The following is a 22,043-nucleotide window of genomic DNA, read 5'->3' on the forward strand; positions in this document are numbered from 1 at the left end:
TTCGCAAATAAATGTTCAAATCACCTTTTTATCCCACTTTTCTCTCTCTACCTTCGAATGTGAGGCCGATCACATCATCTTGACAGCGCAATCCTACTTGCCTAGATTGTCTAGGTAAGTTATTGGCATTTGCAGTCACGGAACGATTAAAACATCGGGAGCATTTATGGGCAGTCAACAGACGGACCATCAGCATCAGCCAGCGGTGCCTTTCTGGCTCCGTCTTACCCCCGTCAGGCCGGAAGAGGTAAAGGCGTTAATCTGGTGCATGATCTACATTTTTTGTGTGCTCTCAGCCTATTACGTTCTGCGACCGATTCGCGATACCTTTGGTATTGATGGCGGTCTGCATAATTTGCAGTGGCTGTTTAGCGCCACGCTGATCGCCATCCTTGCCCTTAATATCCCCTTTGCCGCCTTGTCGCGTGCACTGCCGCGTAAGCGTTTTATCCCGCTGGTTTACCGATTTTTTATCAGCCAGTTAATTATATTTGCCGTGTTGAAGTTTGCCCTTCCGGCATCGATGCAGATCGGGTTAGGGCGGGTATTTTTTGTCTGGCTCTCGGTGTTCAATCTTTACGTTGTCTCGGTGTTCTGGTCACTGGTCGCCGATATCTTTTCGCGCGAACGTGCCAGTCGCTTGTTTGCCATGATGGCCGCAGGAGCCACGCTGGGTGCCATCCTGGGATCGGCCATCACTGCGTTGCTGGTACATCGTCTGAATATCGTCGGGCTGTTTGTTCTGGCCGCGCTGCTGCTGGAGTGCGCGGTCGGATGCGTCAAGCGCCTGAGTGCTTTTACCCATCTTGCCGAGGGGGAGGGGGCAGCCCAGCAGGCACAGCCGCTCGGTGGCGGCATTTTTTCTGGCATTGCACGCATTTTCCAGTCCCCCTATTTGCTGAATATTTGCCTGTATATGTTGCTCTATTCGGTAACCTCAACCCTGATCTATTTCCGCCAGGCTGAGCTGGTACACCATCTGTTCCAGCATGACAGCGATCGTACCGCGTTCTTTGCCACCCTCGATTTGGTGGTCAATGTGTTGACCCTGCTCACCCAGCTGTTTGTTACCAGCCGCCTGATGTCGCGCTACGGCACGAAGCTGGTGTTAGGGTTGCTGCCGCTGATCACCCTGCTGGGTTTTGCCAGCCTGTCTCTGTGGCCGGTGGCCGCGTCGATTGTGGTGTTTTCGGTGTTACGCCGCGGGGCCAATTTCGCCTTTGCCCGACCCGCGCGTGAGGTGTTGTTCACGGTGCTGCAACGGGAAGATAAATACAAAGCCAAGAATGTCATCGATACCGCCGTCTATCGTGCGGGTGACCAGGTCGGTGCCTGGAGCTGGGCGGCGATGGGGGCGGCCGGGCTGAGTGGCGGCATGCTGATCTGGCTGGCGCTGCCGCTGTCATTGATCTGGCTGGTTAACAGCCAGTGGCTGGGCCGCAGACAGGTACAGCTGGAAGCGAAAACCTTTCCTCCTCTCAACGAGAAATTGCATGAAAACAGTCACTCTTAATGGTCAGTCGGTTGCTGCTATTGGCATGGGAAGCTGGCACCTCGGTCAGGGCAGACATAGCGAAGTTGCCGAGATCAATGCATTACGCGCCGGAATCGACAGCGGCTTGCGGGTGATCGATACCGCTGAGATGTACGGTGACGGGCGTTCAGAATCGCTGATTGGTAAGGCGATTGATGGCCTGCGCGATCGGGTTTACCTGGTCTCCAAAATCTACCCGTATCACGCTAATCGCCTGATGATGGAACGCAGTTGCAATGCCAGCCTGAAGCGCCTCAACACCGACTGCCTCGATCTTTACCTGCTGCACTGGCGTTTTAGCAGCGTGTTATCGGAAGCGGTCTCCGGTTTTGAAAAGCTGAAGCAGCAGGGAAAAATTAAGGCCTGGGGGGTGTCCAATTTCGATGTCGATGACATGGAAGATTTGTTTGCCGTCGAGCAGGGCGATCGCTGCGCCACCAATCAGGTTTTTTATAATCCGGCGAGTCGTGGCATTGAGTTTGACCTGATCCCATGGTGTAACCAGCATCATATGCCGATGATGGCCTATTCCCCATTAGGTGGCGAAGGCGCATCGTTGCTGCGTCATCCACTCATCACCCAGCTGGCTGCTAAATATCAGACCGGACCCTCGACGGTGCTGCTCGCCTGGGTGATTCGCAACGGCAATATGATCGCCATCCCGGAATCGGGCGAGGCGGCGCATATCAAAGAGAATGCTGCCGCGCTCAGCGTGCAGCTGCAGCCTGCGGATTTGCGCGTGATGGATGAGGCCTTTCCGCCGCCCACCCGCAAAATGCCGCTGGAAACGCGTTAGTGGTGTGCTGCGCGCTTCCACAGCGCGCACATGCTGCGGCTGCGTAATTTCAGGTGGACCATGCGCAGCGCGAGCAGCAGCGCGGCGATGGCGGCAAAGGCGTGATAGTAAAGGGTGCTGCCGGGCGAATTAAACAGGTTCCACAGCAGGGCCAGCAGCAGTGCGCAGGAGGTGGTCTGGCAGGCAATAATCGGCGTGCATAGCCAGTGATACAAGCGAATGCCTTCCAGCTCATTACGCTGAATCGCCAGTAATCCGGCCCAGGTGACGCAGCCGCTTAATACTGCGGTAATCACCGCCGGGCCACCGTGGCGATCGGTCAGGCAGGTCAGCACGGCGAGCAGAATGGCAACGATGATGGCGAGGTTGATAAACAGGGTGTTGCGCAGTTTGCGGGTGATAAGCACCACGGCAAACTCAGCGGCCAGATTTTGCGGCGAGCCAAAGCGTTGTGTCACCCGCTGTGCTGCCTGCTCCGGGGCTTCACTGCTGCATTCAACAGCTTCATAAAAATGTTCGCTGATCTCCAGACAGATATCCTCGGCGTATTTCTGCTCAAAACGCAGTTCATACTGCAACGCCTGCAAATAACGCCGGGCAGGTTCTGGTAGTTCAGTCAGCGGGTCCATTTACGACCTCTGCAATAAAGAGGAGACGGCGACGGAGTAGCTATCCCAGGCTTCACGTTTTTTGACTAATTCCTGCTGACCTTCGCGGGTCAGATTGTAGACGCGACGTTTACGTTTCGACGGGGCGATTTCCCATTCCGCCTGGATCAGGCCGCGCTGTTCCATACGATGCAGCAACGGGTACACCGTCCCTTCCTGAAACGACAGCACGCCATCGGTAAGTTGATGAATCAGCTCAATCAGCGCGTAACCGTGGCTGGGGCCGCGTTCCAGTGCGGCCAGGATGACCATTTCGATATGGCTCTTTAGATTATCGTCAGCACTGCTTCTCATCGTCATCACCCGCTTACAAAGAAAGAGTCAAACTTCGCCGCTATCTTAGCTTGACTTCGCTATGTCTGATACCTAGTTTATCTAGGTATAATAATGGAGCCAGATGGGCGTTTTTGCAACCGGCTTCAACAGGTCACTGAACTTTCAGGAATGGATATGGCTCAATTCACCCGACGCAATTTTCTCCAGCACTCGGCACTACTGGCTTTCCTGTTGCCCTCGCTGGCCGCCAAAGCCAGCGCTGTGGCTTCCCTGCAGTGGGTCAATCAATGGCGTATGGCGACCGATGGCTGGGTGCCCAATAATCCTGCGCTACCCATTCTGCATTTTCGCACGCAGGCCGGGCAGGCGGACCTGATGTCTGATCTGCACCAGGCGGGATGGGCGCGTCAGTGGCAGGCGGCGCCTTTTTCATATCAGCACTTCCATAGCCGCACCCATGCCATCTTCGTCGTGGCCTCCGGGCGCGGGGAATGGCAGCTGGGCGGCGATAACGGTGTGGTGATGCAGGCCAAAGCGGGTGATGTGATTTTCTTACCGGCCGGAACCGGACAGCGCCTGCTGCACAGCCAGGATGATTTCAGCGTGGTCGCCTGCTATCCCAATGGTAACGCCTGGGATGTGTGTCGCTCCGCCATTAATCCGCAAACCCTGCAAAAAGCGACTCAGCTCAATCATCGCACCCGACGTTTCTTTCAGCAGAGCGGCGCGGTGATTTGATGGTTATTTCAGACCGACGAGAGAATAGCGATAAATAAGGAGATATCGGATGTTATTACGTGCGCATGCCGGGTTACTGGCCGGATTGATGTTTTGTTCTGCCGGGACGCTGGCCGCTCCCTTTACGTTGCATTCCACGGATTTCCGCAATGCTGGCCATCTGCCGCTGTCAATGGGCGGTGGCGGGCAATGTCCGGGGCAAAACATTTCGCCGCAGCTGAGCTGGCGTGATGCCCCGGCTAATACCAAAAGTTATGTGCTGCTGATTGAAGATCCGCAGGGGATGAATGGTCTGGGCATGACCCATTTCCTCGGCTATGGCATCGACAGCAGCCATCATCAATTCGCCAAAGGGGATTTAACCCGGGTCACCGGTTATACCCCCGGCAGCAACGGTAAAAACGTTCAGGGTTATTCCGGCCCGTGCCCGCCGCTGAATGGGGATATCCACAATTACAATTTCACCTTAATTGCCACTGACTTCACCCCGGATGCACTGACGAAAGGATTAACCAGAGACGCGGTGATGGCGCAATTAAAAGGGCATGTTCTGGCCTCTGCCGGGCTGGTGGGGCAATTTATTCTGCCGAAGAAATAAACGCATCCGACAAAAGCAGGGAACTGGCCTAAAGCGACCACCTCATCCGGGGTGGTCGCTGCAGTCAGGCGTTATTTGCCTTCACGTACCTTCTGCACTTCTTTGGCCGTCACCGCCGGAGCATCGTTGCTCCAGCCACTGCGCACGAAGGTGGCAAGCTGGGCGACCTGCTCATCAGTCAGACGCGCAGCAAAACCGGGCATCGCCATAATCGACGGAGCTTTCGGCGTGGAAGGGGTTTGCGCACCTTGCAGGATGATATTGATGAGCCCGGTGGGGTTATCCGCAATCACCACATCGGCACCATTCAGCCGGGGGAAGATCCCTTTCGCGCCGTTGCCGTCAGTCCAGTGGCAGGCTTCGCAGTTGTTCATATATAACATCTGACCCGCACCAAGGTTATGTCCCTGGGTGAGCAGGTCGGCGGTCTGCTTCGTGGCAGCATCGGCATTTTCCCGGCGATTTTTGACCGGGGTATCCGCAGGCAGTGACTTCAGATACACCGCGATGGCATGCAGGTCACTGTCGGTCATGTGCTGCATACTGTGTTCAACCACCCCTGTCATCTCACCGCCGACCGAAGCAAAATCATTGCGACCGGTTGCCAGGTAATCGGTAATATTCTGCACTGTCCAGGTGGGCATACCGCGCAGGGAAGGAACCGGCCAGCCATTCAGTTCGCCACCAGCAAGATAATGGCTGCTGGATTCATTGAGCGCTTTTTCCTGCATACCGATACCGCGCGGGGTATGGCAACTGCCGCAGTGGCCGAGAGTTTCCACCAGGTATTTACCGCGATTGATATCATCTGGCACCGAATGACGCTGCTCGAATGACTTATCGTCGGTAAAGGCGAGGTTCCAGAACCACATGCCCCAGCGCTGGTTAAACGGGAAGCTGAGTGCGGTTTCCGGCGCTTTTTCCGCTACCGGCTTTACCCCCTGCATAAAGTAAACATACAGCGCGTGGATATCGGCATCGGTGATACCGCGATAGTCCGGGTAGGGCATCGCCGGGTAAAGGTGTTTGCCATCACGGCGAACGCCTTTACGCACCGCATCAGCAAATTCCTGTTCGCTGTAGCGGCCAATGCCAGCATCAGGATCGGGGGAAATATTGGTGGAGTAGATCACCCCCATAGGACTGGCAATCGCCAGCCCGCCACCAAATTCTTTGCCGCCGGCAATGGAGTGGCAGGCGGTGCAGTCACCGGCACGCGCCAGGTACTCCCCTGTGGCGATCAGCGAGGCATTCGGGGTGTCTGCTGCCTGAGCATTTTGTTGGGCAAAGCCCATTAAACCGGCGATAAGCAGATAACGAAGTGTCGATTTCATGGTTATCTCCTTATGCCTGCACCAGCGGGCCGGGGTTGCTAAGATATTGCTCGCGAATGGCTTTGGCTGACCAGTAAGCCAGGCCTGCCACCATCGCCGAGGGGTTGGCATAGAAGTTTTGCGGAAAAGCATTGGCTCCCATCACAAAAACGTTGTGCACATCCCAGCTTTGCAGATAGCGATTGAGCGCCGAGGTGCGCGGATCTTCACCCATAATCGCGCCGCCCGCATTGTGGGTATTGACGTAGTTGGGCGAGCTGGCGAAGTGGCTGTCCATCTTCAGAATGTTGTGGGAATACTGCGTCGGATTCAGATGTTTGGTGATCGCCTCCATCTTCTCCTTCATAAATTGCAGCATGCGCAGATCGTTCTGCACGTAGTCATAGGTGACGCGCAGCAGCGGCATGCCGAAGCGATCTTTATACACCGGGTCGAGGTCGAGATAGTTGCCACGGGTCGCCATATTGCTGCCTTCCAGCTTCACGCCCATCGAGTGGCCGTAGCTCTCTTTCAGCCCTTTTTTCCAGCCGCTTCCCCAGGAAGGCGCGCCTTTTTTCACCGCCGCCGCCATCGGCGTACCGGTGGGCTGCGAGCTGTAGATTTTGGCACCGCCGATAAAACCGAGCGCTGCGGTGTCAACATTACCGGTCCCGAAGTTACTGATCACCGTGCCGGTCGGTCCGGCAGTGGCAAACGGGTTGAATTCCAGGTTATCAAAGAACAACGTAAAGCCACCGCCGTACTGGTGGGTGTAGTTACGGCCAATCACTCCTTCTTCGGTGATCGGGTTGTAGGGTTTGCCGATAGACGAATTCAGCAGCAGGCGCACGTTATTCAGACCAAAGGTCGAGAGGATAACGATGCTGGCGGGCTGGAAAACTTCGTCACCGTTTTCATCGATATAGGTCACACCGGTGGCGGTTTTGCCGTCGGCATGTTTCTCGACGCGAATCACGTTGGCGCGGGTTTTATAGTCGAAGTTAGCCATCTGCTTCAGACGATCGAGGATCGCCGTCTGCGGTGACGCTTTCGAGTAGTTCAGGCACGAGTAGAACTGACAAAAGCCACAATAGTTACAGGGGGCGATTTGCTGGCCATAGGGGTTGGTATAGGGCACCGACACCGCCGCTGACGGCATCGAGTAGGGGTGATAGCCCATCTCCTGTGCGGCTTTGCGGAACATGCTGCTATTGAGGCTGTCTGCCAGCGGTGGGTTAGGGAAGGGATTAGAACGGGCCCCTTCAAACGGGTCGCCAGCGGCTTGTATCACACCGCGCAGGTTGCCGGTTTCGCCCGAAGAACCACAGACTTTATCGAAAAAATCCATATGCGGTTCAATCTCTTCCCAGCTGACCGGGAAATCCTGAATGCGCAGTTCTTCATCCAGTTCGCCGCGTTTAAAATGTTCGTCGGCCCAGGTTTTCATTTTCAGGTCAACCGGCGTTGGACGGGTGATCATCCCGGTCCAGTGCAGCCCGGCACCGCCGACACCATCACCCAGACGAAACGCACCCAGTTCGCGCATCGGCAGCGCGGTCTCGGAGGCATTATGGCGAATGGTGAAAGCCACATCGTGGGGGCTTTGCATAATCTTATGGCGTTTGGTGAAAGCCAGCTCATCGGCCGGTTTCGGATAGGCATAATCGCTGTTGAGACGATCTTCACCACGCTCCAGCGCGCGCACTTTCAATCCAGCCTGCGCCAGTTCAATACCCATAATTGAACCGGCCCAGCCCAGGCCGACGATGATGACATCGACGGCGTCATTGGTCTTTTTCATTTGCTTTCCAGGAAGAATCAGGCCTGCTCGCCACTCAGTGAGACGGGGCCAAGGGGATATTTGACGTTATGTATTTTTATCCATTGCGGGAAACTGGCGCGTGCACCGGGGAAATTAATCATTTTCCACGCCGCCATATTTTTATTTCCGCCATATTGCGGATCGGCAAGGTAACCTTCTTTGGTATTTTCCAGCAGTCGGGTGAAGAAATAACCGGCGTTCAGGTCCGCTTCGCCAAACTGGGAAAAATCCACGTTATTTTTTTGCAGATCGGTTAATACCGCGTCTTTAATTATTCCGGGAAGTTCGCTGAAACTTTGATTGTATTTAATACGGGTATAGTGATTGGTGAGGGCAATGCCTTTGCGATACAGCACCTGTAACGGGAAGGGCATCTGATAGCCAAACAGCAGGCTGGCATGGCTGTCAAAGGGGCCATCCATATACCATTCTTCGCCTTTGGCGTACGGCGTCAGCATTTGTTTATCGAGAAACACCGGAACATGGGTGTCCAGTGCTCCCGGGCCTTCTTTGTCGGACGGGATCAGGCGATCGCAGGCGGCCAGAATGAATTTCCATTCTTCCGCGTTGAAAAATACCGGTTGGTAGTTATTCAGTTCTTCTGCGGCAGTGGGGACTGCGGCAAAAACGCTGCTGACGCCACCTTTAACGCCTAATGATGCAATACCAATTAAGGAGCCTATGATAAAAGGCCGCCTGCCAATACCACATGATTCATTTGCCATTTTACTGCCAGCTTCTCATTATAATGTTGAAGATATCGATCTTGCCTGGTGTCTTTATTTAAACAATTAGACAATTAACCTCGCGGTTAATGTTATTGTTTTGTAACGGCGCAGTCTAAGCGCAACTGTGCGGGATAATCATTACCTGTGGTTTATATAAATTATTTAAATAATCACTCCGGTTGAAAATTCATTTCATTCAAATGGTTACCCTCTTTATCATTTTTCGTTGTTACATTTTCTTATATCTTGTCGGGTTTTGGACATATTTTTGCTGGAAATATGATCATTAATGGCATTGATATTTTTAACAAGTGCGGGAAATTTATACAGGTGTGGCGTGATGTAGCGGCGTAATTTATTGCGCGTTTTTATCCCGGCGTTGTTGCAAAAGAAGCGCGATAAATCGCGCCGCTACGGTGTGTGCGGGAATTCTCGCTGTCATTCCAATATCGCACCAGGTCGTAGCGGCGCAATTTATTGCGCGTTTTTAGTCTGTTATTTAATCAAAATGGCGCGAATATCGTTCACATTGGTCAGGGTGGGGCCGGTAATGACCAGATCACCGATGGAATGGAAAAAGCTATAGCTGTCATGTTCATCCAGATAGCGTGCGGCGGACAGCCCATTGAGCTTGCCGCGCGCCAGCGTATCGGGATAAATCATCGCACCCGCGGCATCTTCGGTGCCATCAATGCCGTCGCTGTCACCGGCAATCGCCCAGATGCCCGCTTCTCCCTGTAAGGCACAGGCCAGGCTGAGCAGGAACTCGGTATTACGCCCCCCTTTCCCGGCTTTGCCATTGGCGACAGTCACGGTGGTTTCGCCGCCGGACAGCAGCACCGCAGGCCCGCTCACCGGATGGCCGTAAAGCTTGACCGATTTAGCGATACCCGCCATCACGATAGCCGCCTGACAGCTTTCCCCTTCGATAGCGTCACCGAGGATCAGCGGCGTGAAACCATGTCGTCGCACCGCCTGAGCCGCAGCGTACAGCGCCAGCGCCGGGGTGGCAACCAGCCGGGTTTCACTGTTGATGACAGGCGGAGGTGGGCTGGCGGGCAAACTCAGTACATAACGCACCGGCTCGGCAACAGGGATGCCGTAGCGCTCCAGGACTTTCAATGCCTCACCTGGGGTACTGTTATCCGCCACCGTTGGGCCAGACGCCACATCGGTGGGATTATCACCCGGCACATCACTGATAATCAGCGAGACGACGCGGGCGGGCTGTGCCAGCGCGGCCAGCTTGCCGCCTTTCACTGCCGAGAGATGACGACGCACCAGATTCATCTCTTTGATATTGGCACCGCTGTGCAGCAGGGCGCGGGTGATCGCCTGTTTGTCGGCCAGCGTCAGGCCGGGAGCGGGTAGCGCCATCAGCGCCGAACCGCCGCCGGAAATCAATGCCAGCACCAGGTCGTCCTGATTTAATCCACGTAGCGATTCGACGATCAGCATCGCGGCGGTTTCGCTCATGGCATCGGAAACCGGGTGGGCGGCTTCGAGGATACGAATTCGCCCGGCCGGTACGGCGTGACCATAACGCGTCACCACCACACCGCTGACATCAACATCCGGCCAGGCCGCATCAACCGCTGCTGCCATTGCAGCAGAGGCTTTGCCTGCGCCAATTACCACACAACGCCCACGGGGCTTTTCCGGCAGCGCCGGAGGAATGACAGGCCCTGGGCGGGCGCTGTCAACGGCTTGCTGGAAGATGTCCTGCAAAATGGCTGCGGCCTGTTCATTTCTCATCTTTACGCGGTCTCGGCAACTGGGGCTTTAGAGGTGATGAATTCCACCACCGCTTTGGTGACATCCACGGTTTTGGCCGTACCGCCGACATCCGGCGTCAGCACGCCTTGTGCGCAAGCGTACTCAATACCTTCCATCACCAGCGCTGCTGCCTCAGGCTCACCAAGGTGCTCCAGCATCTGTACGGCGGTCCAGAAACTGGCGACCGGGTTGGCAACGCCTTTGCCGGTAATGTCGAACGCTGAGCCGTGAATCGGTTCGAACATGGACGGGAAGCGACGTTCCGGATCGATGTTGGCGGTGGGGGCCACACCCAGGCTACCGGCCAGCGCGCCAGCCAGATCGGACAGAATATCCGCATGCAGGTTGGTGGCGACGATGGTATCGAGGCTCTGCGGATGCAGCGTCATACGGTGGGTCATCGCATCAACCAGCATTTTATCCCACCGCACATCCGGGAATTCGAGCGCCACTTCAGCGGCGATTTCATCCCACATCACCATACCGTGGCGCTGCGCATTGGATTTGGTCACCACGGTCAGCAGCTTACGCGGACGTGACTGCGCCAGTTTGAAGGCATAACGCATGATGCGTGTCACCCCGACGCGGGTGAAAATCGCCACCTCGGTGCCGACTTCTTCCGGCAGACCACGGTGCGCGCGGCCACCGTTACCGGAATATTCGCCCTCAGAGTTTTCACGCACGATGACCCAATCCAGATCGCCAGGGCCACAGTTGCGCAGCGGCGGGATAATGCCCGGCAGGATTTTGGTGGGACGCACGTTGGCGTACTGGTCAAAACCCTGGCAAATCGGCAGACGCAGGCCCCACAGGGTGATGTGATCCGGCACATCTGGCGCACCGACCGCACCAAAGTAGATGGCATCGAATTTCTTCAGCGTTTGCAGGCCGTCTTCTGGCATCATCACGCCATGTTTTTTGTAGTAATCCGAACCCCAGTCAAAGGTTTCGATGGCAAATTTCAGTTGCGGGTTCTGACGTTCCAGAGCGTGCAGCACTTCCACCCCGGCAGAAATCACTTCAGGACCGATACCGTCGGCAGGAATCGCGGCGATTGCATAGTTACGCATAATATTCTCCAGTTAAATCAATGTGTATGAGGATGAGGAAGTTCAGCCGTCTGCGTTTTGTTCGCTCGTGCAGACAGAATCAGGACAATCAGGGCCGAGAGCGTCAGCAGGCTCGCGACAAAATAGAGACCCCAGGTATAACTGCCGGTTTGCTGGCGAATCACACCAATCATCATTGGGCCGACAAAACCACCGAGGTTGCCGATGGAGTTAATGGTGGCGATACCGGCGGCGGCAGCTGGCCCGCTGAGGAACAGCGTTGGCATACTCCACAACGGAGGTTTGGAGGCGCTGATCCCTACGGTGACCAGCGTCAGGGCGACGATCACCGCCAGCAAGGTGCTGACGTTACCGGCATAAATCAGTCCGGCAGCGGCCAGCAGACAGGCCGCAATCACATGCCAGCTGCGCTCGTTTGTGCGATCGGAATGACGCGCCCACAGAATCATGCCGATAACGCCGATCACCGCCGGGAAGGCATTGAGGAAACCGATCTCCAGCGACGAGGCACCAAAGCTATGGATGATTTGCGGCGACCAGATCCCCAGGGTATACAGACCCGCCGAGGTGCCGAAGTAAACCAGCGCCAGTGCCAGAACCCGCTTATCCGCCAGCCCACGCCAGGCGCTACTGTGGCTTTGCTTCGCGGCGCGAACCTGTTCCTCCGCCAGCATGGTGTTCTGCAACCAGTCACGTTCTTCATCAGTCAGCCATTTGGCTTTTGCCGGGCGGTCGGTGAGGTAAAACAGCACTACTACGCCGAATACCACGGCCGGAATGGCTTCCAGTACAAACATCCATTGCCAGCCGGCGTAGCCAAGGAAGCCGTGCATCTCCAGCAGCGCGGCGGAAATCGGCGAACCCAGCGCGGTGGAGAGCGGGGCTGCCGCCATAAAGATGGCTGTCACCTGTGCGCGTTTTGCGGCCGGAAACCAATAGCTGAGATACAGAATGATGCCGGGAAAGAAACCTGCTTCTGCCACACCCAGCAGGAAACGCAGGGTGTAGAAGCTGGTGGTACCCTGGACAAAAGCCATACAACCGGAGACCAGGCCCCAGCTGATCATCACGCGGGCGATCCAGATGCGTGCGCCGACTTTGTGCAGGATCAGATTGGAGGGTACTTCACACAGAAAATAGCCGAGAAAAAAGATTCCGGCCCCCAAACCAAATACCGTTGGCGAAAAACCTAAATCCTGATTCATGGTTAATGCAGCAAAACCGATGTTGACACGATCAAGAAATGCGATGAAGTAGAGCAGCATGATGAAAGGGACAATGCGCAACGTCACTTTACGCATCACCCTTTTCTCGAGGTGATTGTTCATATTAAAGTGCTCCAGTTTGTGTAGGGGGTGTTATTTTTTTGTAATCGAGTTCAGTATGCAGGTTTGGATTAGCAGATCATCAATAGCCGATTATATAAAGTATTTGAATAATGTTTTGGCGAGGAAAATGTGGATATAAATCAATTGCGTTGTTTTGTTGCTGTGGGCAAAGAGTTACATTTTGGGCGGGCAGCTCAAAGAATGGAAATGATGCCTGCGTCACTTTCTCGCTTTATTCGCTTACTTGAAGAGGAACTGGGTGTTCGTCTGTTAAATCGATCCACGCGTAATGTTTCATTCACCGCTGAGGGTGCCATTTTTTTTGATGAAGCGAACAAAATCATTGATCAATTTGATGCGCTGGCACTGCGATTTAAAGGCGGATTAAAAGATCAACGTCGCACGCTCAGAATTGGTGCCATCGATAGTGCGGCGCGGGGGCTGGTCCCGGCATTACTGAATTTATTTGTTCCGCTGCATCCCAATACCGATATTCATATTATTGAAGATAAAACCATTAACCTGTTGCCTAAACTAAAATCAGGCTGGTTAGATATGATTTTCTTTCGTGCGCCACAAATTATGGATGCCGCACTGGCGGTACGCTTTATTACGCGTGAACGTTGTGTGCTGGCGGTGCCAGCAAATCATCCTTTGGCGGGAAGAGAAAAAGTGTCATTAGACGATTTCAAACACGAAGCGATGATTATTCCCGAAAGGCGCACGCGTCCGCATAGTCATGACCTGACCATGAGTATGTTCAGGCTGGCAGGGTTGACCCCGCATATCGCTCAATTTGCTGAAGAAAAACAGACCATTTTAAGTCTGGTGGCCGCAGGGTTAGGTTTGGCAGTGGTGCCTTCCTCTTATCGTAATATGAACAGCGAAAATGTGGTTTATATTAATCTGGTCCTGAATGAAAATATTAAAGGTTTGCCTTTAAGTATTGCCTGGCAAAAAGGGAATGAAGATGATTACTTAAAGGATATGCTGAAATTGCTGAATGATAATAAGCAGGAATTGACGGGTAAGTTATAACGACGGGGACGATATTAACGATTTCCTTACTCAATTAAAGGTCATCGCTTCCTTGACAGCCCTGTTAAAAATACGCAATCTGCGACATCATATTTTTACATCACCTGACCGGAAACATCGCATTGTGAATGCTGCTGCCTGGCCTCCTCTGACCATCACCTTCCTTTGAGCCACGCGCGTACTACGCGCTTGTTGTTCAACGCTTGCGTGACCTTGTGCATCAGCACGAGGCGATACGCTTTTGCCAACGTTCTGCGCGTATTGCGCTGGACCAGGTAACCTCTAGTCAGAGAACCAGAAAATGCATTTTATTGATGTTTTAGTCGCCCGTAGTCTGCCTTTTATTCCACGCGTTATTGTTAAGCGTCTTTCCACGCGTTATCTGGCAGGCTCCACCCTTGAAGAGGCGCTGCAGGTCATTCACAACCTCAACCGGGCCGGTTTTGGCGTGACGCTTGATGTGCTGGGCGAATCCGCCTCTTCCGAGGCTGAAGCTGATGCCATGATCGCCGCTTATGCTACGGCCATCGCCGCCATTGCTGCCCATAATCTTGATGCGGAATTATCCATTAAACCCTCTGCATTGGGGCTGTTAAATGATGAGGCGCAGTGCGAAATACGCATCCAGCAGATCCTGGCCCAGGCCAGGCAGGTGGCAAAAATCGCCACGCTGGATATGGAAGATCTGCAATGTACGCAGAAAGAACTGGATCTCTTTCGCCGTTTGCAGCAGCGCTACGCCGATCTGGGAATCGCCATTCAGGCCTATTTGCAACGCAGCTATGCCGATGTGGATCTGTTAATGGTTACACGCAGCCGTTTGCGCATTTGCAAAGGCATTTATCAGGAAGAGCCGCAGTATCTGGTGCCTGGAGCCAGTGACGACCGTGCAGCGATTAATTCCCATTTCCTTGCACATGTTAAGTGCTGCTTCGTTGCAGGTGTTTTTGTCAGCGTCGCAACGCATGATGAAGAACTGATTGAAGCTGTGGTCGCTCTGGCAAGGCAGCATCATGTTGCCGCTGACGCGTTTGAATTTCAGATGTTGCTGGGGGTGTGTGAACCTTTGCGTGACAAAGTGCGCGCGCTTGGGTTTGCCGTGCGGGTGTACGTTCCTTATGGTGCGGACTGGTATGGTTACAGCACACGTCGTTTGCAGGAGAATCCGCGCATTGCGGGCTATATCCTGCGTGCATGGCTGAAGCGCTAACGGGTTAAACGCCAGCCACCTCTCATCGGGGGGGCTGGCTATTTATCGACGTCAGAGCAGAAAAATCTGATTAAATGAAGCGAATTCACATGTGGGGTGTTTTTTTATTTTATATTGGATCTGTTATTTCAAAAATAATCATTAAAAATAATAATTTAATAATTTTTTTAGATCCACTTAATTACAAGGTAGGTGTATGGCGTCAGTACCAATAATTACCATGCTTTCCGCATAATACCCGGTACAATATGTCGGGCTTCGGCGATGTTCCGCATGGGTAAATTTTAATAAACTACTCATGTTTATATGATGATGGTAAAATTTCACCTTAACTTTCAGGGATGGATGTATGTCAATATCACAAGAAAACCCCTGCATCCTGAACGGAAAGTACGCCTCTTTACTGGCAACCTCCGCAGCAAGGATTTGGCTTATCACCTTCTCGTTGCTGCTCTTGCTGGTTTCTTCTCCTTTACGCGCGGCGGAGGCATCTGACGATGCCGCAAATCGTATTGTCAGTGGCATCATCAGTTTTACCCAATGGCCGGGTTTAAAACATCCACCGCAGCTTTGTGTGCTGCCGTCGGTGAGCCATCTCTCTTTGCCGCAGGGGCGTGAGCAGGGGTTTAGCGTGGTGTGGCTTGCCAGTGAAGAGGCCCTGGCTGAGCAGCCGTGTGATGCGGTCTACTTTGGCGCTCAATCGCCGCAGCAGCAGGTGGCGCTGCTGGAAAAAGCCAGCAGCCGCCCGATGCTTTCCATCGCTGAAAACAACCCGGAATGTACCATCGGTGCATCCTTTTGCCTCATTTTTCATCAGGATAAGACGGTGTTTTCTGTAAATCTTGACTCGCTGACAAGAAGCGGCGTGAGAGTCAGTCCGGATGTGTTATTACTGTCCCGCAAAGGAAGCCAGTAAGATGAAATTCGAAAAAATAAAAACCGAAAAATCATCTATACGAAATCAGTTACGTAAAATCAGTACCATCAATGCGGCGGTTATTTTACTGCTGTGTTGGTTATTACTGTTTTCCACGTCGATGCTGTTTATTAAAAGCTATGAAAAAAGAAATCTTGAACTGATTGCCAATACGCTCAGTACCAGCCTGACGGCGGCCACCGTATTTGAAGATAGCTACGATGCGAAGAAAAAAGTCATGCTGCTGGCTGAGCAGGGCATGTTTTCTGCGGCAAAACTGGAGACATCCGAACAGACGGTGTTAGTTGACTGGCAGGATAATGTGGAAAACGAAAGCCGGTTTCAGCATCTGCTGCGCAACTGGATTTATGCCAAGCCGCTTACCGTTAATGTGACCCACGAAGATGCGAAAGTCGGGACGTTGACGTTGTCGGGTACCGTGACCAATGTGGCGGATTTCATTGAATACTCGATCATTATTTTATCCTGTAGCATGATTTTCGTGTTTATTATCTCGTTTCTGGTCAGCGAGTTATTGCACCGTGGCATTCTTGCCTCCTTCAGAAATATCACCAGCACCATCCACAATGTGATTCGCTCCGGTGATTTTTCGCCGCGTATCTCCGGTAGCTCCACCAAAGAATTTCAGGTGTTCTCCGAGGATTTGAATTCACTGCTGGCGGAAATGCAGACCTTAAAAGCGTCGCTGCTGCGGGACAATAAATCCCTCGCTGCCAAAGCGCTCAAAGATCCGCTGACCGGGCTGGCGAACCGTGCGGCCTTTATCAACCGACTTAACCAGTTACTCGATCAACAGCTGGCGCACGAGCGTTTTGTGCTGCTGTTTCTCGATGGCGACCGTTTTAAAAGCATCAACGATACCTGGGGACATGCGGCTGGCGATGAAGTGCTGCAAAGCATAGCGTCCAGGTTGTCTGGCCTGGTGACGAAAAACGATATGGTGGCAAGGCTGGGGGGTGATGAGTTCGCCATGCTGATCACCAGCCACACCACGGAAGATGCGCTGCAACAGCTGACCAGCGAGATTGAAAGCACCATCGCGCAAAAGATTGCCATCTCTGCTGGCGTTAATATCTCCACCTCGGTGACCATTGGTTATGCCTGGTCGCAGCACGGTGATTCTGTCACCTCAATTCTTGAGCGTGCAGATATGAATATGTACAAACATAAGGGCATTACAAAGGTATCGGGATGAAACTTAAAGCATTGCTACTCCTATGCATCGTCGCTTGTGCCGGGTGTCAGTCAAAAAGGACCTTCACCGACGAGCAAATTGCCGCCATGCGCAAAGAGGGATTCAGCCCGAATGCGGAAGGCTGGGGGCTGGGAATGTCAGACAAAATTCTTTTCGGAATTAACGAATCAGAACTGACCCCGGAAAGTAAAACCACCATCAACCGTATGGCGACCAACCTTGCTGTTACCGGCATTGAACATCTGCGCATTGATGGTCATACCGATAATTACGGCACTGCCAGTTATAACGAGCAGCTGTCGTTGAAACGCGCCAACGCAGTCGCGGCGCAGTGGGCGACAGGGGCATCGTTACCGCGCAGTAATATCGAGACGCGCGGGCTGGGAATGAAATATCCGGTGACCAGCAACAACAGCGCTCAGGGGCGCGCACAGAACCGGCGTGTGGCGGTGGTGATTACCGCGCCATAGCGTATTGCGCCGACTCTCTCTATGATGTGATGTTTGCCCCTGCGATTGTCGCGGGTGATCAATGTCTTAGGGAATGTCCGCATGTTACACGATCTGGATTTACGTCAGCTGGAAGCCTTTGCGGCAGTAATTTCCGCTGGCAGCGTCACGGCAGCGGCAAAAGCGCTGAATCGCTCGCAGCCCGCCGTGTCACGCCTGATTCAGGAACTGGAGCAGACACTGGGCTATCCGCTGTTTATTCGCAACGGACCCCGTATCCATCCCTCAGAAGAAGCACTACAGCTGCATCAGTATGTGCAAAAAGCGCTGCTGTCATTGCAGCAAATCCGTCTGCGCGCGCAGGAAATTGCCCAGCAGCAACATCGTCCGCTGAGTATCGCCGCCACGCCCGCGCTGGCTGCTGGCTTACTGCCGCAGGCGCTCGCCAGCCTGAATTTGCAGAATAAAGTACAGATTATCAGTGAATCCGCTGAACAGACGGCCCACGCGGTGATCACTGCTGAGGCGGACCTCGGTCTGAGTAGCCTGCCGCTGGAGCATCACGCGGTTGACCTGCACTGGATCGGCCAGTCGCGTTGTGTGGTGGCGCTGCCGCAGGATGATCCCCTCGCCACACAGCCGCAGCTGACGCTGGCCTGCCTTGCCGGGCGTCGATTGATTGCCCCCTGGAGTCCGCAACGGTTACGGGGCCGCTACGATAAGGCGTTGAAAAAACTCAAAGTGCCGCCACACGAAACCATCGAAACCAATTCCTCGGCCAATATTCTGGCTTGTGTGCGCGCCGGTTTAGGCGTGGCGATCCTCGAACCGGTGACGGCCTGGGGCATGCCGCTGGAAGGTGTGGTGATTCGTCCGCTGGAAGAAGAGATCCCCTATTTCTTTGGCGTGATCACCCCGCAGGGACGACAGATTACCAGCGCCGCACAGGCATTGGTGGAGGCGCTGGAACAGGCAGCGCAGACGTTGCTGCCGGGTTTTCAGCGTTTACCCGCCAGCGAACATCCGCGCATTATGCGACTGATTAATCAGGATTAAATTCAATACACTCCCTTCTTAGAACATTTTCTGCTTTAGATATAAGAAATCCATTGGTTACGAAGTGAGCATCCTGCTTGACTCCTTTCGGGGCCAGAGGGATTATGCAAAACCTTAGTTCTTACTATGCGTATTATTGATTATTAATCATTAACTATGCGTTTTGTGGATGATTGATTGCGCCTTCTAAACCTGCGTTTGCAGGTTTATACCCGCAGCAGGGAACAACACCATGACGACAGCAGCACAGCCCAGCGGTCTTACCGCGCTTGAAGCACAGCTTCAGCAGGATCTCGAATTCCTCGAATTACCGGCCAAAGCCTGGGTGCCTGCGCGCACTCACCATGGTGCGCCGGTACGCGATGTCGTCGTGATTGGTGGAGGGATGTGCGGGCTGGCCGCTACGGCAAAATTGCTGCTAACCGGCATCACTAACGTGGTGGCTTATGATGCCGCTCCGGCCGGGCTGGAAGGGCCGTGGGTTACCTTTGCCCGCATGGAGACACTGCGCTCGCCCAAAAGCCTGCATGGTCCATCGCTCGGCTTGCCGCAGCTGACCTTCCGCGCCTGGTTTACCGCGCAGTGGGGCGCTGAGGCCTGGCAGGCGCTGGACAAAATCCCTAAAGATCAGTGGATGGATTACCTGATCTGGTATCGCAAAGTACTGAATCTGCCGGTGCGCAACAACGTGCGCATGACAGCCATCGCCGCTGAAGGTGACCTGATTGCGCTGGATCTCACCGGTGCCGAAACCGGCCGCGTTTATACGCGCCGTCTGGTGCTGGCGACCGGGCGTTCGGGCCTCGGTGGTTTTGCCGTACCGGACTTTTTGCAGGGCATCGACCGCAAATTCTGGGCGCATTCGGCTGATGACATCGATTTTTCCGCCTTGCAGGGCAAGCGGGTGGCGGTGATTGGAGCCGGTGCTTCTTCAATGGACAACGCCGCGACGGCGCTGGAAAACGGTGCGGGCGCGGTGGATCTGTTGATTCGTCGTAAACAGATGCCGCGTATCAACAAGATGACCGGCATCGGCAGCCAGGGCGTAGTGCACGGGATGCATCAGTTGCCGGATGCGTGGAAGTGGAAATTTGTTGATTACACCGCCTCGACGCAAACGCCGCCGCCACGTTCCTCCACGCTACGCGTCTCACGCCATGCCAATGCGCGTTTCTTCCTCGATTGCGGCATCAATGCGGTTAAGCAGCAAGCCGAGGGGCTGGTGATTGAAACCACCCAGGGTGCGCTGCAATACGACTATCTGATCGCGGCGACCGGTTTCACTAACGATTTTAACGGTCGCCCGGAGTTTGCTGCCATCGCACCTTATATCCGCAGCTGGGCCGATGGTCGCTACCAGGCGGAAATGGGGGCAGCACGCACCAGCATGCTGGAAGCGCCAGATCTGGGGCCAGCCTTTGAGTTTCGCGAGCGTCAGCCGGGTAGCTGTCCGCTGCTGGCGCATATCCATTGTTTCAACGATGCGGCGATGCTGACGCACGGCAAAGTGTCTGGCGATATTCCGGCGGTCAGCGCCGGTGCCGACCGCCTGGTGCGTGGCATTGCGGCTTCGCTGTTCGCCGAGGATGTTGAGCAGCACTTCGACAGCCTGATGGCTTTTGACACCCCTGAATTGCAGGGCGATGAATGGGTGGATTCCACACCCTTACTCAAACAGGAGAAAGCGTTGTGATCGACGCCATTGATCAGTCCGCCGGGCTGACACCAGAGGATGAACTGTATCGTGCCCGCCGTTTTCGCCCGGAGTTTGTTGATGGTGCCGAGCAGTGCCGCCAGTCGGTATTGGCTCCACAGCAGGATCAGGGACTGGCTGCCGATCTGCGTGTGGCGCTGGCACATCGCATGGCTGCGCTGAATGGTGATGCGCATCTGCTGGCTGACTACGCCGCCCAGCTGGCACAGCTGTCTCCCTCCGCTGCGCTGCTGGCACTGGCAAACGGTGAGACGGATTTGGCCGAACCGCTGGCGACCATTGCCCGCCACGCTGACCTGGTCACCAACACCCCGTTTGCCGCCGAGGCCAGCCATATCCATCTGCTGGAGCAGGCCGGGCTGAACAATCCGCAAATTGTGGCGTTGTCTGAGCTGATCGCCTTCGTTAATTTCCAGACGCGTGTGGTGTCCGGCTTACGATTGATGAGGTCCGTATGATTCCGTTAGTCAGCCTCAAACCGTTGCACTGGCATCCTTATATCACGCCGGTTGATGTCGCTGAGGCCACACCGGAGCAGCTCGACGCGATGAAGGTGACGCCATCAAATAAGAAGATCTCCGATTATGTGCGCACTCTGGCGCACGATCCGGAGAGTTACACAGCGCGGACCGTACTGTTTAACGCCATTATGTATGTCGATGGCGGGCTGGATCGGGCCGATCGTGAACTGGGCGCGTTGGGCGCTTCCATCGTAAACGGCTGCAAATATTGCGCCGTAGTCCATGCCCGTCGCCATGCGCAGCTAACCAAAAGCGATGCGCTGGTGAGTGCGCTGTACTTTGACAAAGCTGACACCCTCGGCCCGCGTGATGCGGCTATTTATCGTTTTGCCCGTCGTCTGTCGGTCACGCCGTCAGAGGCAACAGCGGAAGATGTGGCTGCGCTACGTGAGCAGGGGATGGATGACCACGAAATTATCGACCTGATCCACGCCATCGCCATCTTTGGCTGGGCCAACCGTTTGATGCACGTGCTCGGCCACGCCAGCATTGAGAAATAACCGTCTTTCACCCGCAAGGACATGAACACAAATGCTTGAACTCAAAGATATTAAGCTGTCTTACGGGAGCGCGCCGATTCTGAAAGGGGTCGATCTCTCGGTAAAGCGTGGTGACGTGGTATCGATTATCGGCCCGAGCGGCACCGGTAAAACCACGCTGCTGCGCTGCATTAACTACCTGGCAAAACCGACGTCAGGCAGCATCACGTTTGACCAGATTGCGATGGATTATCAGTCGCCGGACAAAGCCGCGATTCAGGCCATCCGTCTGCGTACCGCGATGGTTTTCCAGCAGTTCAACGTGTTCAAAAATATGACGGTGATTGAAAACGTGATGGACCCGCTGATCGCGGTGCAGCGTAAATCGAAGCAGGAAGCGCGCGCTATCGCTGTTCAGGAGCTGGATCGGGTCGGTCTAGGTGGTAAGCAGGATCACTATCCCTCTCAGCTTTCCGGTGGTCAGCTGCAACGTACCGGCATTGCGCGTGCGCTGGCGCTGCGCCCGGATGTGATGTTGTTCGATGAACCCACTTCCTCGCTCGACCCTGAGCTGGTGGGAGAAGTGCTGAAGGTGATTAAAGACGTGACGTCTTCCGGCATTACATCGCTGCTGGTGACGCATGAAATGCAGTTTGCCAAAAGTATCTCCAACCGCATTGTGTTTATGGATCAGGGTGTTGTCGCGGCGCAGGGTAGCCCGACAGAGATTTTCGATAACCCGAGCCTGCCACGCCTTGCACAGTTCCTCAATTCAGAACACGTACTCTAATAATTAC

Annotated in this window: 22 protein-coding genes; 14 read left to right on the plus strand and 8 right to left on the minus strand. The window is 54.3% G+C overall.

The features are described 5' to 3' along the window. The first annotated feature begins 166 nt into the window (after positions 1-166). Entirely contained in the window at positions 167-1,513 is a 1,347-nt protein-coding gene (locus RCF31_RS16375; protein ID WP_416411706.1) for an NTP/NDP exchange transporter, read from the plus strand. Beyond that, a complete protein-coding gene (locus RCF31_RS16380; protein ID WP_416411707.1) occupies positions 1,494-2,330 on the plus strand; it encodes an aldo/keto reductase in 837 nt (278 codons plus the stop codon). Before RCF31_RS16375 ends, RCF31_RS16380 begins: the two co-directional genes overlap by 20 nt. On the opposite strand, the gene RCF31_RS16385 is transcribed toward RCF31_RS16380, so the two are convergent. Both RCF31_RS16385 and RCF31_RS16390 read right to left on the minus strand, forming a co-directional pair. Further along, entirely contained in the window at positions 2,327-2,959 is a 633-nt protein-coding gene (locus tag RCF31_RS16385) for a hypothetical protein (protein ID WP_299459697.1), read from the minus strand. The two genes, RCF31_RS16380 and RCF31_RS16385, sit on opposite strands and share 4 nt — an antisense overlap. Next, a complete protein-coding gene (locus tag RCF31_RS16390; RefSeq protein ID WP_084876682.1) occupies positions 2,960-3,292 on the minus strand; it encodes a PadR family transcriptional regulator in 333 nt (110 codons plus the stop codon). It abuts the gene before it with no gap. Positions 3,293-3,448: 156 nt separating this feature from the next. Here RCF31_RS16390 and RCF31_RS16395 point away from each other — a divergent pair, with 156 nt between their 5' ends. Both RCF31_RS16395 and RCF31_RS16400 read left to right on the plus strand, forming a co-directional pair. Next, a complete protein-coding gene (locus RCF31_RS16395) occupies positions 3,449-4,012 on the plus strand; it encodes a cupin domain-containing protein (protein ID WP_416411708.1) in 564 nt (187 codons plus the stop codon). A 49-nt stretch (positions 4,013-4,061) separates the two neighbouring features. Continuing rightward, positions 4,062-4,610: a YbhB/YbcL family Raf kinase inhibitor-like protein gene (locus RCF31_RS16400; RefSeq protein ID WP_416411709.1), complete on the plus strand. Its 549-nt coding sequence runs from the start codon at positions 4,062-4,064 to the stop codon at positions 4,608-4,610. A 71-nt stretch (positions 4,611-4,681) separates the two neighbouring features. Here the strand turns inward: RCF31_RS16400 and RCF31_RS16405 are convergent, their stop codons facing one another. From RCF31_RS16405 to RCF31_RS16430, 6 genes are all read right to left on the minus strand, one after another. Continuing rightward, positions 4,682-5,944, minus strand: a complete 1,263-nt coding sequence (locus tag RCF31_RS16405) for a c-type cytochrome (protein ID WP_416411710.1) — start codon at positions 5,942-5,944, stop codon at positions 4,682-4,684. Between the two features lie 10 nt (positions 5,945-5,954). Next, positions 5,955-7,724, minus strand: coding sequence for a GMC family oxidoreductase (locus RCF31_RS16410; RefSeq protein WP_416411711.1), 1,770 nt, complete (start codon positions 7,722-7,724; stop codon positions 5,955-5,957). 17 nt (positions 7,725-7,741) lie between these two features. Then, the gene (locus RCF31_RS16415) at positions 7,742-8,470 is read right to left on the minus strand and encodes a gluconate 2-dehydrogenase subunit 3 family protein (protein WP_416411712.1); all 729 of its coding nucleotides are present in this window, start codon (positions 8,468-8,470) and stop codon (positions 7,742-7,744) included. Positions 8,471-8,968: 498 nt separating this feature from the next. After that, on the minus strand, positions 8,969-10,228 hold the full coding sequence (locus RCF31_RS16420) for a glycerate kinase type-2 family protein (protein ID WP_416411713.1): 1,260 nt from the start codon (positions 10,226-10,228) through the stop codon (positions 8,969-8,971). Positions 10,229-10,230: 2 nt separating this feature from the next. Next, positions 10,231-11,319, minus strand: coding sequence for a tartrate dehydrogenase (locus tag RCF31_RS16425; protein ID WP_416411714.1), 1,089 nt, complete (start codon positions 11,317-11,319; stop codon positions 10,231-10,233). Positions 11,320-11,336: 17 nt separating this feature from the next. Continuing rightward, positions 11,337-12,647, minus strand: a complete 1,311-nt coding sequence (locus RCF31_RS16430) for an MFS transporter (protein ID WP_416411715.1) — start codon at positions 12,645-12,647, stop codon at positions 11,337-11,339. 129 nt (positions 12,648-12,776) lie between these two features. Between RCF31_RS16430 and RCF31_RS16435 the strand changes: the two genes are divergently transcribed. The 10 genes from RCF31_RS16435 (at position 12,777) to RCF31_RS16480 (ending at position 22,036) form a co-directional block, all read left to right on the plus strand. Further along, the gene (locus RCF31_RS16435) at positions 12,777-13,685 is read left to right on the plus strand and encodes a LysR family transcriptional regulator (protein WP_416411716.1); all 909 of its coding nucleotides are present in this window, start codon (positions 12,777-12,779) and stop codon (positions 13,683-13,685) included. A gap of 301 nt (positions 13,686-13,986) precedes the next feature. After that, positions 13,987-14,895, plus strand: a complete 909-nt coding sequence (locus RCF31_RS16440) for a proline dehydrogenase family protein (protein ID WP_416411717.1) — start codon at positions 13,987-13,989, stop codon at positions 14,893-14,895. A gap of 349 nt (positions 14,896-15,244) precedes the next feature. Then, on the plus strand, positions 15,245-15,811 hold the full coding sequence (locus RCF31_RS16445; RefSeq protein ID WP_416411718.1) for a YfiR family protein: 567 nt from the start codon (positions 15,245-15,247) through the stop codon (positions 15,809-15,811). Position 15,812: 1 nt separating this feature from the next. Beyond that, a complete protein-coding gene (locus tag RCF31_RS16450) occupies positions 15,813-17,027 on the plus strand; it encodes a diguanylate cyclase domain-containing protein (RefSeq protein ID WP_416411719.1) in 1,215 nt (404 codons plus the stop codon). Further along, a complete protein-coding gene (locus RCF31_RS16455) occupies positions 17,024-17,497 on the plus strand; it encodes an OmpA family protein (RefSeq protein WP_299459735.1) in 474 nt (157 codons plus the stop codon). Before RCF31_RS16450 ends, RCF31_RS16455 begins: the two co-directional genes overlap by 4 nt. 81 nt (positions 17,498-17,578) lie before the next feature. Continuing rightward, positions 17,579-18,532 carry a LysR family transcriptional regulator gene (locus tag RCF31_RS16460; RefSeq protein ID WP_299459737.1) on the plus strand — a complete coding sequence of 318 codons (954 nt, stop codon included), beginning with the start codon at positions 17,579-17,581 and terminating at the stop codon, positions 18,530-18,532. A gap of 232 nt (positions 18,533-18,764) precedes the next feature. Further along, a complete protein-coding gene (locus RCF31_RS16465) occupies positions 18,765-20,225 on the plus strand; it encodes an NAD(P)-binding domain-containing protein (protein WP_416411720.1) in 1,461 nt (486 codons plus the stop codon). Further along, entirely contained in the window at positions 20,222-20,704 is a 483-nt protein-coding gene (locus tag RCF31_RS16470; RefSeq protein ID WP_416411721.1) for a CMD domain-containing protein, read from the plus strand. Before RCF31_RS16465 ends, RCF31_RS16470 begins: the two co-directional genes overlap by 4 nt. Then, a complete protein-coding gene (locus RCF31_RS16475; RefSeq protein WP_299459746.1) occupies positions 20,701-21,267 on the plus strand; it encodes a peroxidase-related enzyme in 567 nt (188 codons plus the stop codon). Before RCF31_RS16470 ends, RCF31_RS16475 begins: the two co-directional genes overlap by 4 nt. Before the next feature lie 31 nt (positions 21,268-21,298). Continuing rightward, the gene (locus RCF31_RS16480; protein ID WP_310615994.1) at positions 21,299-22,036 is read left to right on the plus strand and encodes an amino acid ABC transporter ATP-binding protein; all 738 of its coding nucleotides are present in this window, start codon (positions 21,299-21,301) and stop codon (positions 22,034-22,036) included. The last annotated feature ends 7 nt before the right edge of the window (positions 22,037-22,043 follow it).

Origin of the sequence: Pantoea sp. App145 (assembly GCF_047947045.1) — a bacterium.
Taxonomy (GTDB): domain Bacteria; phylum Pseudomonadota; class Gammaproteobacteria; order Enterobacterales; family Enterobacteriaceae; genus Pantoea.

Bases quoted from the DNA above. Each gene is read 5' to 3' on its own strand.
- RCF31_RS16375 (WP_416411706.1), top strand. From the start codon at position 167: ATGGGCAGTCAACAGACGGACCATCAGCATCAGCCAGCGGTGCCTTTC.
- RCF31_RS16380 (WP_416411707.1), top strand. From the start codon at position 1,494: ATGAAAACAGTCACTCTTAATGGTCAGTCGGTTGCTGCTATTGGCATG.
- RCF31_RS16385 (WP_299459697.1), bottom strand. From the start codon at position 2,959: ATGGACCCGCTGACTGAACTACCAGAACCTGCCCGGCGTTATTTGCAG.
- RCF31_RS16390 (WP_084876682.1), bottom strand. From the start codon at position 3,292: ATGAGAAGCAGTGCTGACGATAATCTAAAGAGCCATATCGAAATGGTC.
- RCF31_RS16395 (WP_416411708.1), top strand. From the start codon at position 3,449: ATGGCTCAATTCACCCGACGCAATTTTCTCCAGCACTCGGCACTACTG.
- RCF31_RS16400 (WP_416411709.1), top strand. From the start codon at position 4,062: ATGTTATTACGTGCGCATGCCGGGTTACTGGCCGGATTGATGTTTTGT.
- RCF31_RS16405 (WP_416411710.1), bottom strand. From the start codon at position 5,944: ATGAAATCGACACTTCGTTATCTGCTTATCGCCGGTTTAATGGGCTTT.
- RCF31_RS16410 (WP_416411711.1), bottom strand. From the start codon at position 7,724: ATGAAAAAGACCAATGACGCCGTCGATGTCATCATCGTCGGCCTGGGC.
- RCF31_RS16415 (WP_416411712.1), bottom strand. From the start codon at position 8,470: ATGGCAAATGAATCATGTGGTATTGGCAGGCGGCCTTTTATCATAGGC.
- RCF31_RS16420 (WP_416411713.1), bottom strand. From the start codon at position 10,228: ATGAGAAATGAACAGGCCGCAGCCATTTTGCAGGACATCTTCCAGCAA.
- RCF31_RS16425 (WP_416411714.1), bottom strand. From the start codon at position 11,319: ATGCGTAACTATGCAATCGCCGCGATTCCTGCCGACGGTATCGGTCCT.
- RCF31_RS16430 (WP_416411715.1), bottom strand. From the start codon at position 12,647: ATGAACAATCACCTCGAGAAAAGGGTGATGCGTAAAGTGACGTTGCGC.
- RCF31_RS16440 (WP_416411717.1), top strand. From the start codon at position 13,987: ATGCATTTTATTGATGTTTTAGTCGCCCGTAGTCTGCCTTTTATTCCA.
- RCF31_RS16445 (WP_416411718.1), top strand. From the start codon at position 15,245: ATGTCAATATCACAAGAAAACCCCTGCATCCTGAACGGAAAGTACGCC.
- RCF31_RS16450 (WP_416411719.1), top strand. From the start codon at position 15,813: ATGAAATTCGAAAAAATAAAAACCGAAAAATCATCTATACGAAATCAG.
- RCF31_RS16455 (WP_299459735.1), top strand. From the start codon at position 17,024: ATGAAACTTAAAGCATTGCTACTCCTATGCATCGTCGCTTGTGCCGGG.
- RCF31_RS16460 (WP_299459737.1), top strand. From the start codon at position 17,579: ATGTTACACGATCTGGATTTACGTCAGCTGGAAGCCTTTGCGGCAGTA.
- RCF31_RS16465 (WP_416411720.1), top strand. From the start codon at position 18,765: ATGACGACAGCAGCACAGCCCAGCGGTCTTACCGCGCTTGAAGCACAG.
- RCF31_RS16475 (WP_299459746.1), top strand. From the start codon at position 20,701: ATGATTCCGTTAGTCAGCCTCAAACCGTTGCACTGGCATCCTTATATC.
- RCF31_RS16480 (WP_310615994.1), top strand. From the start codon at position 21,299: ATGCTTGAACTCAAAGATATTAAGCTGTCTTACGGGAGCGCGCCGATT.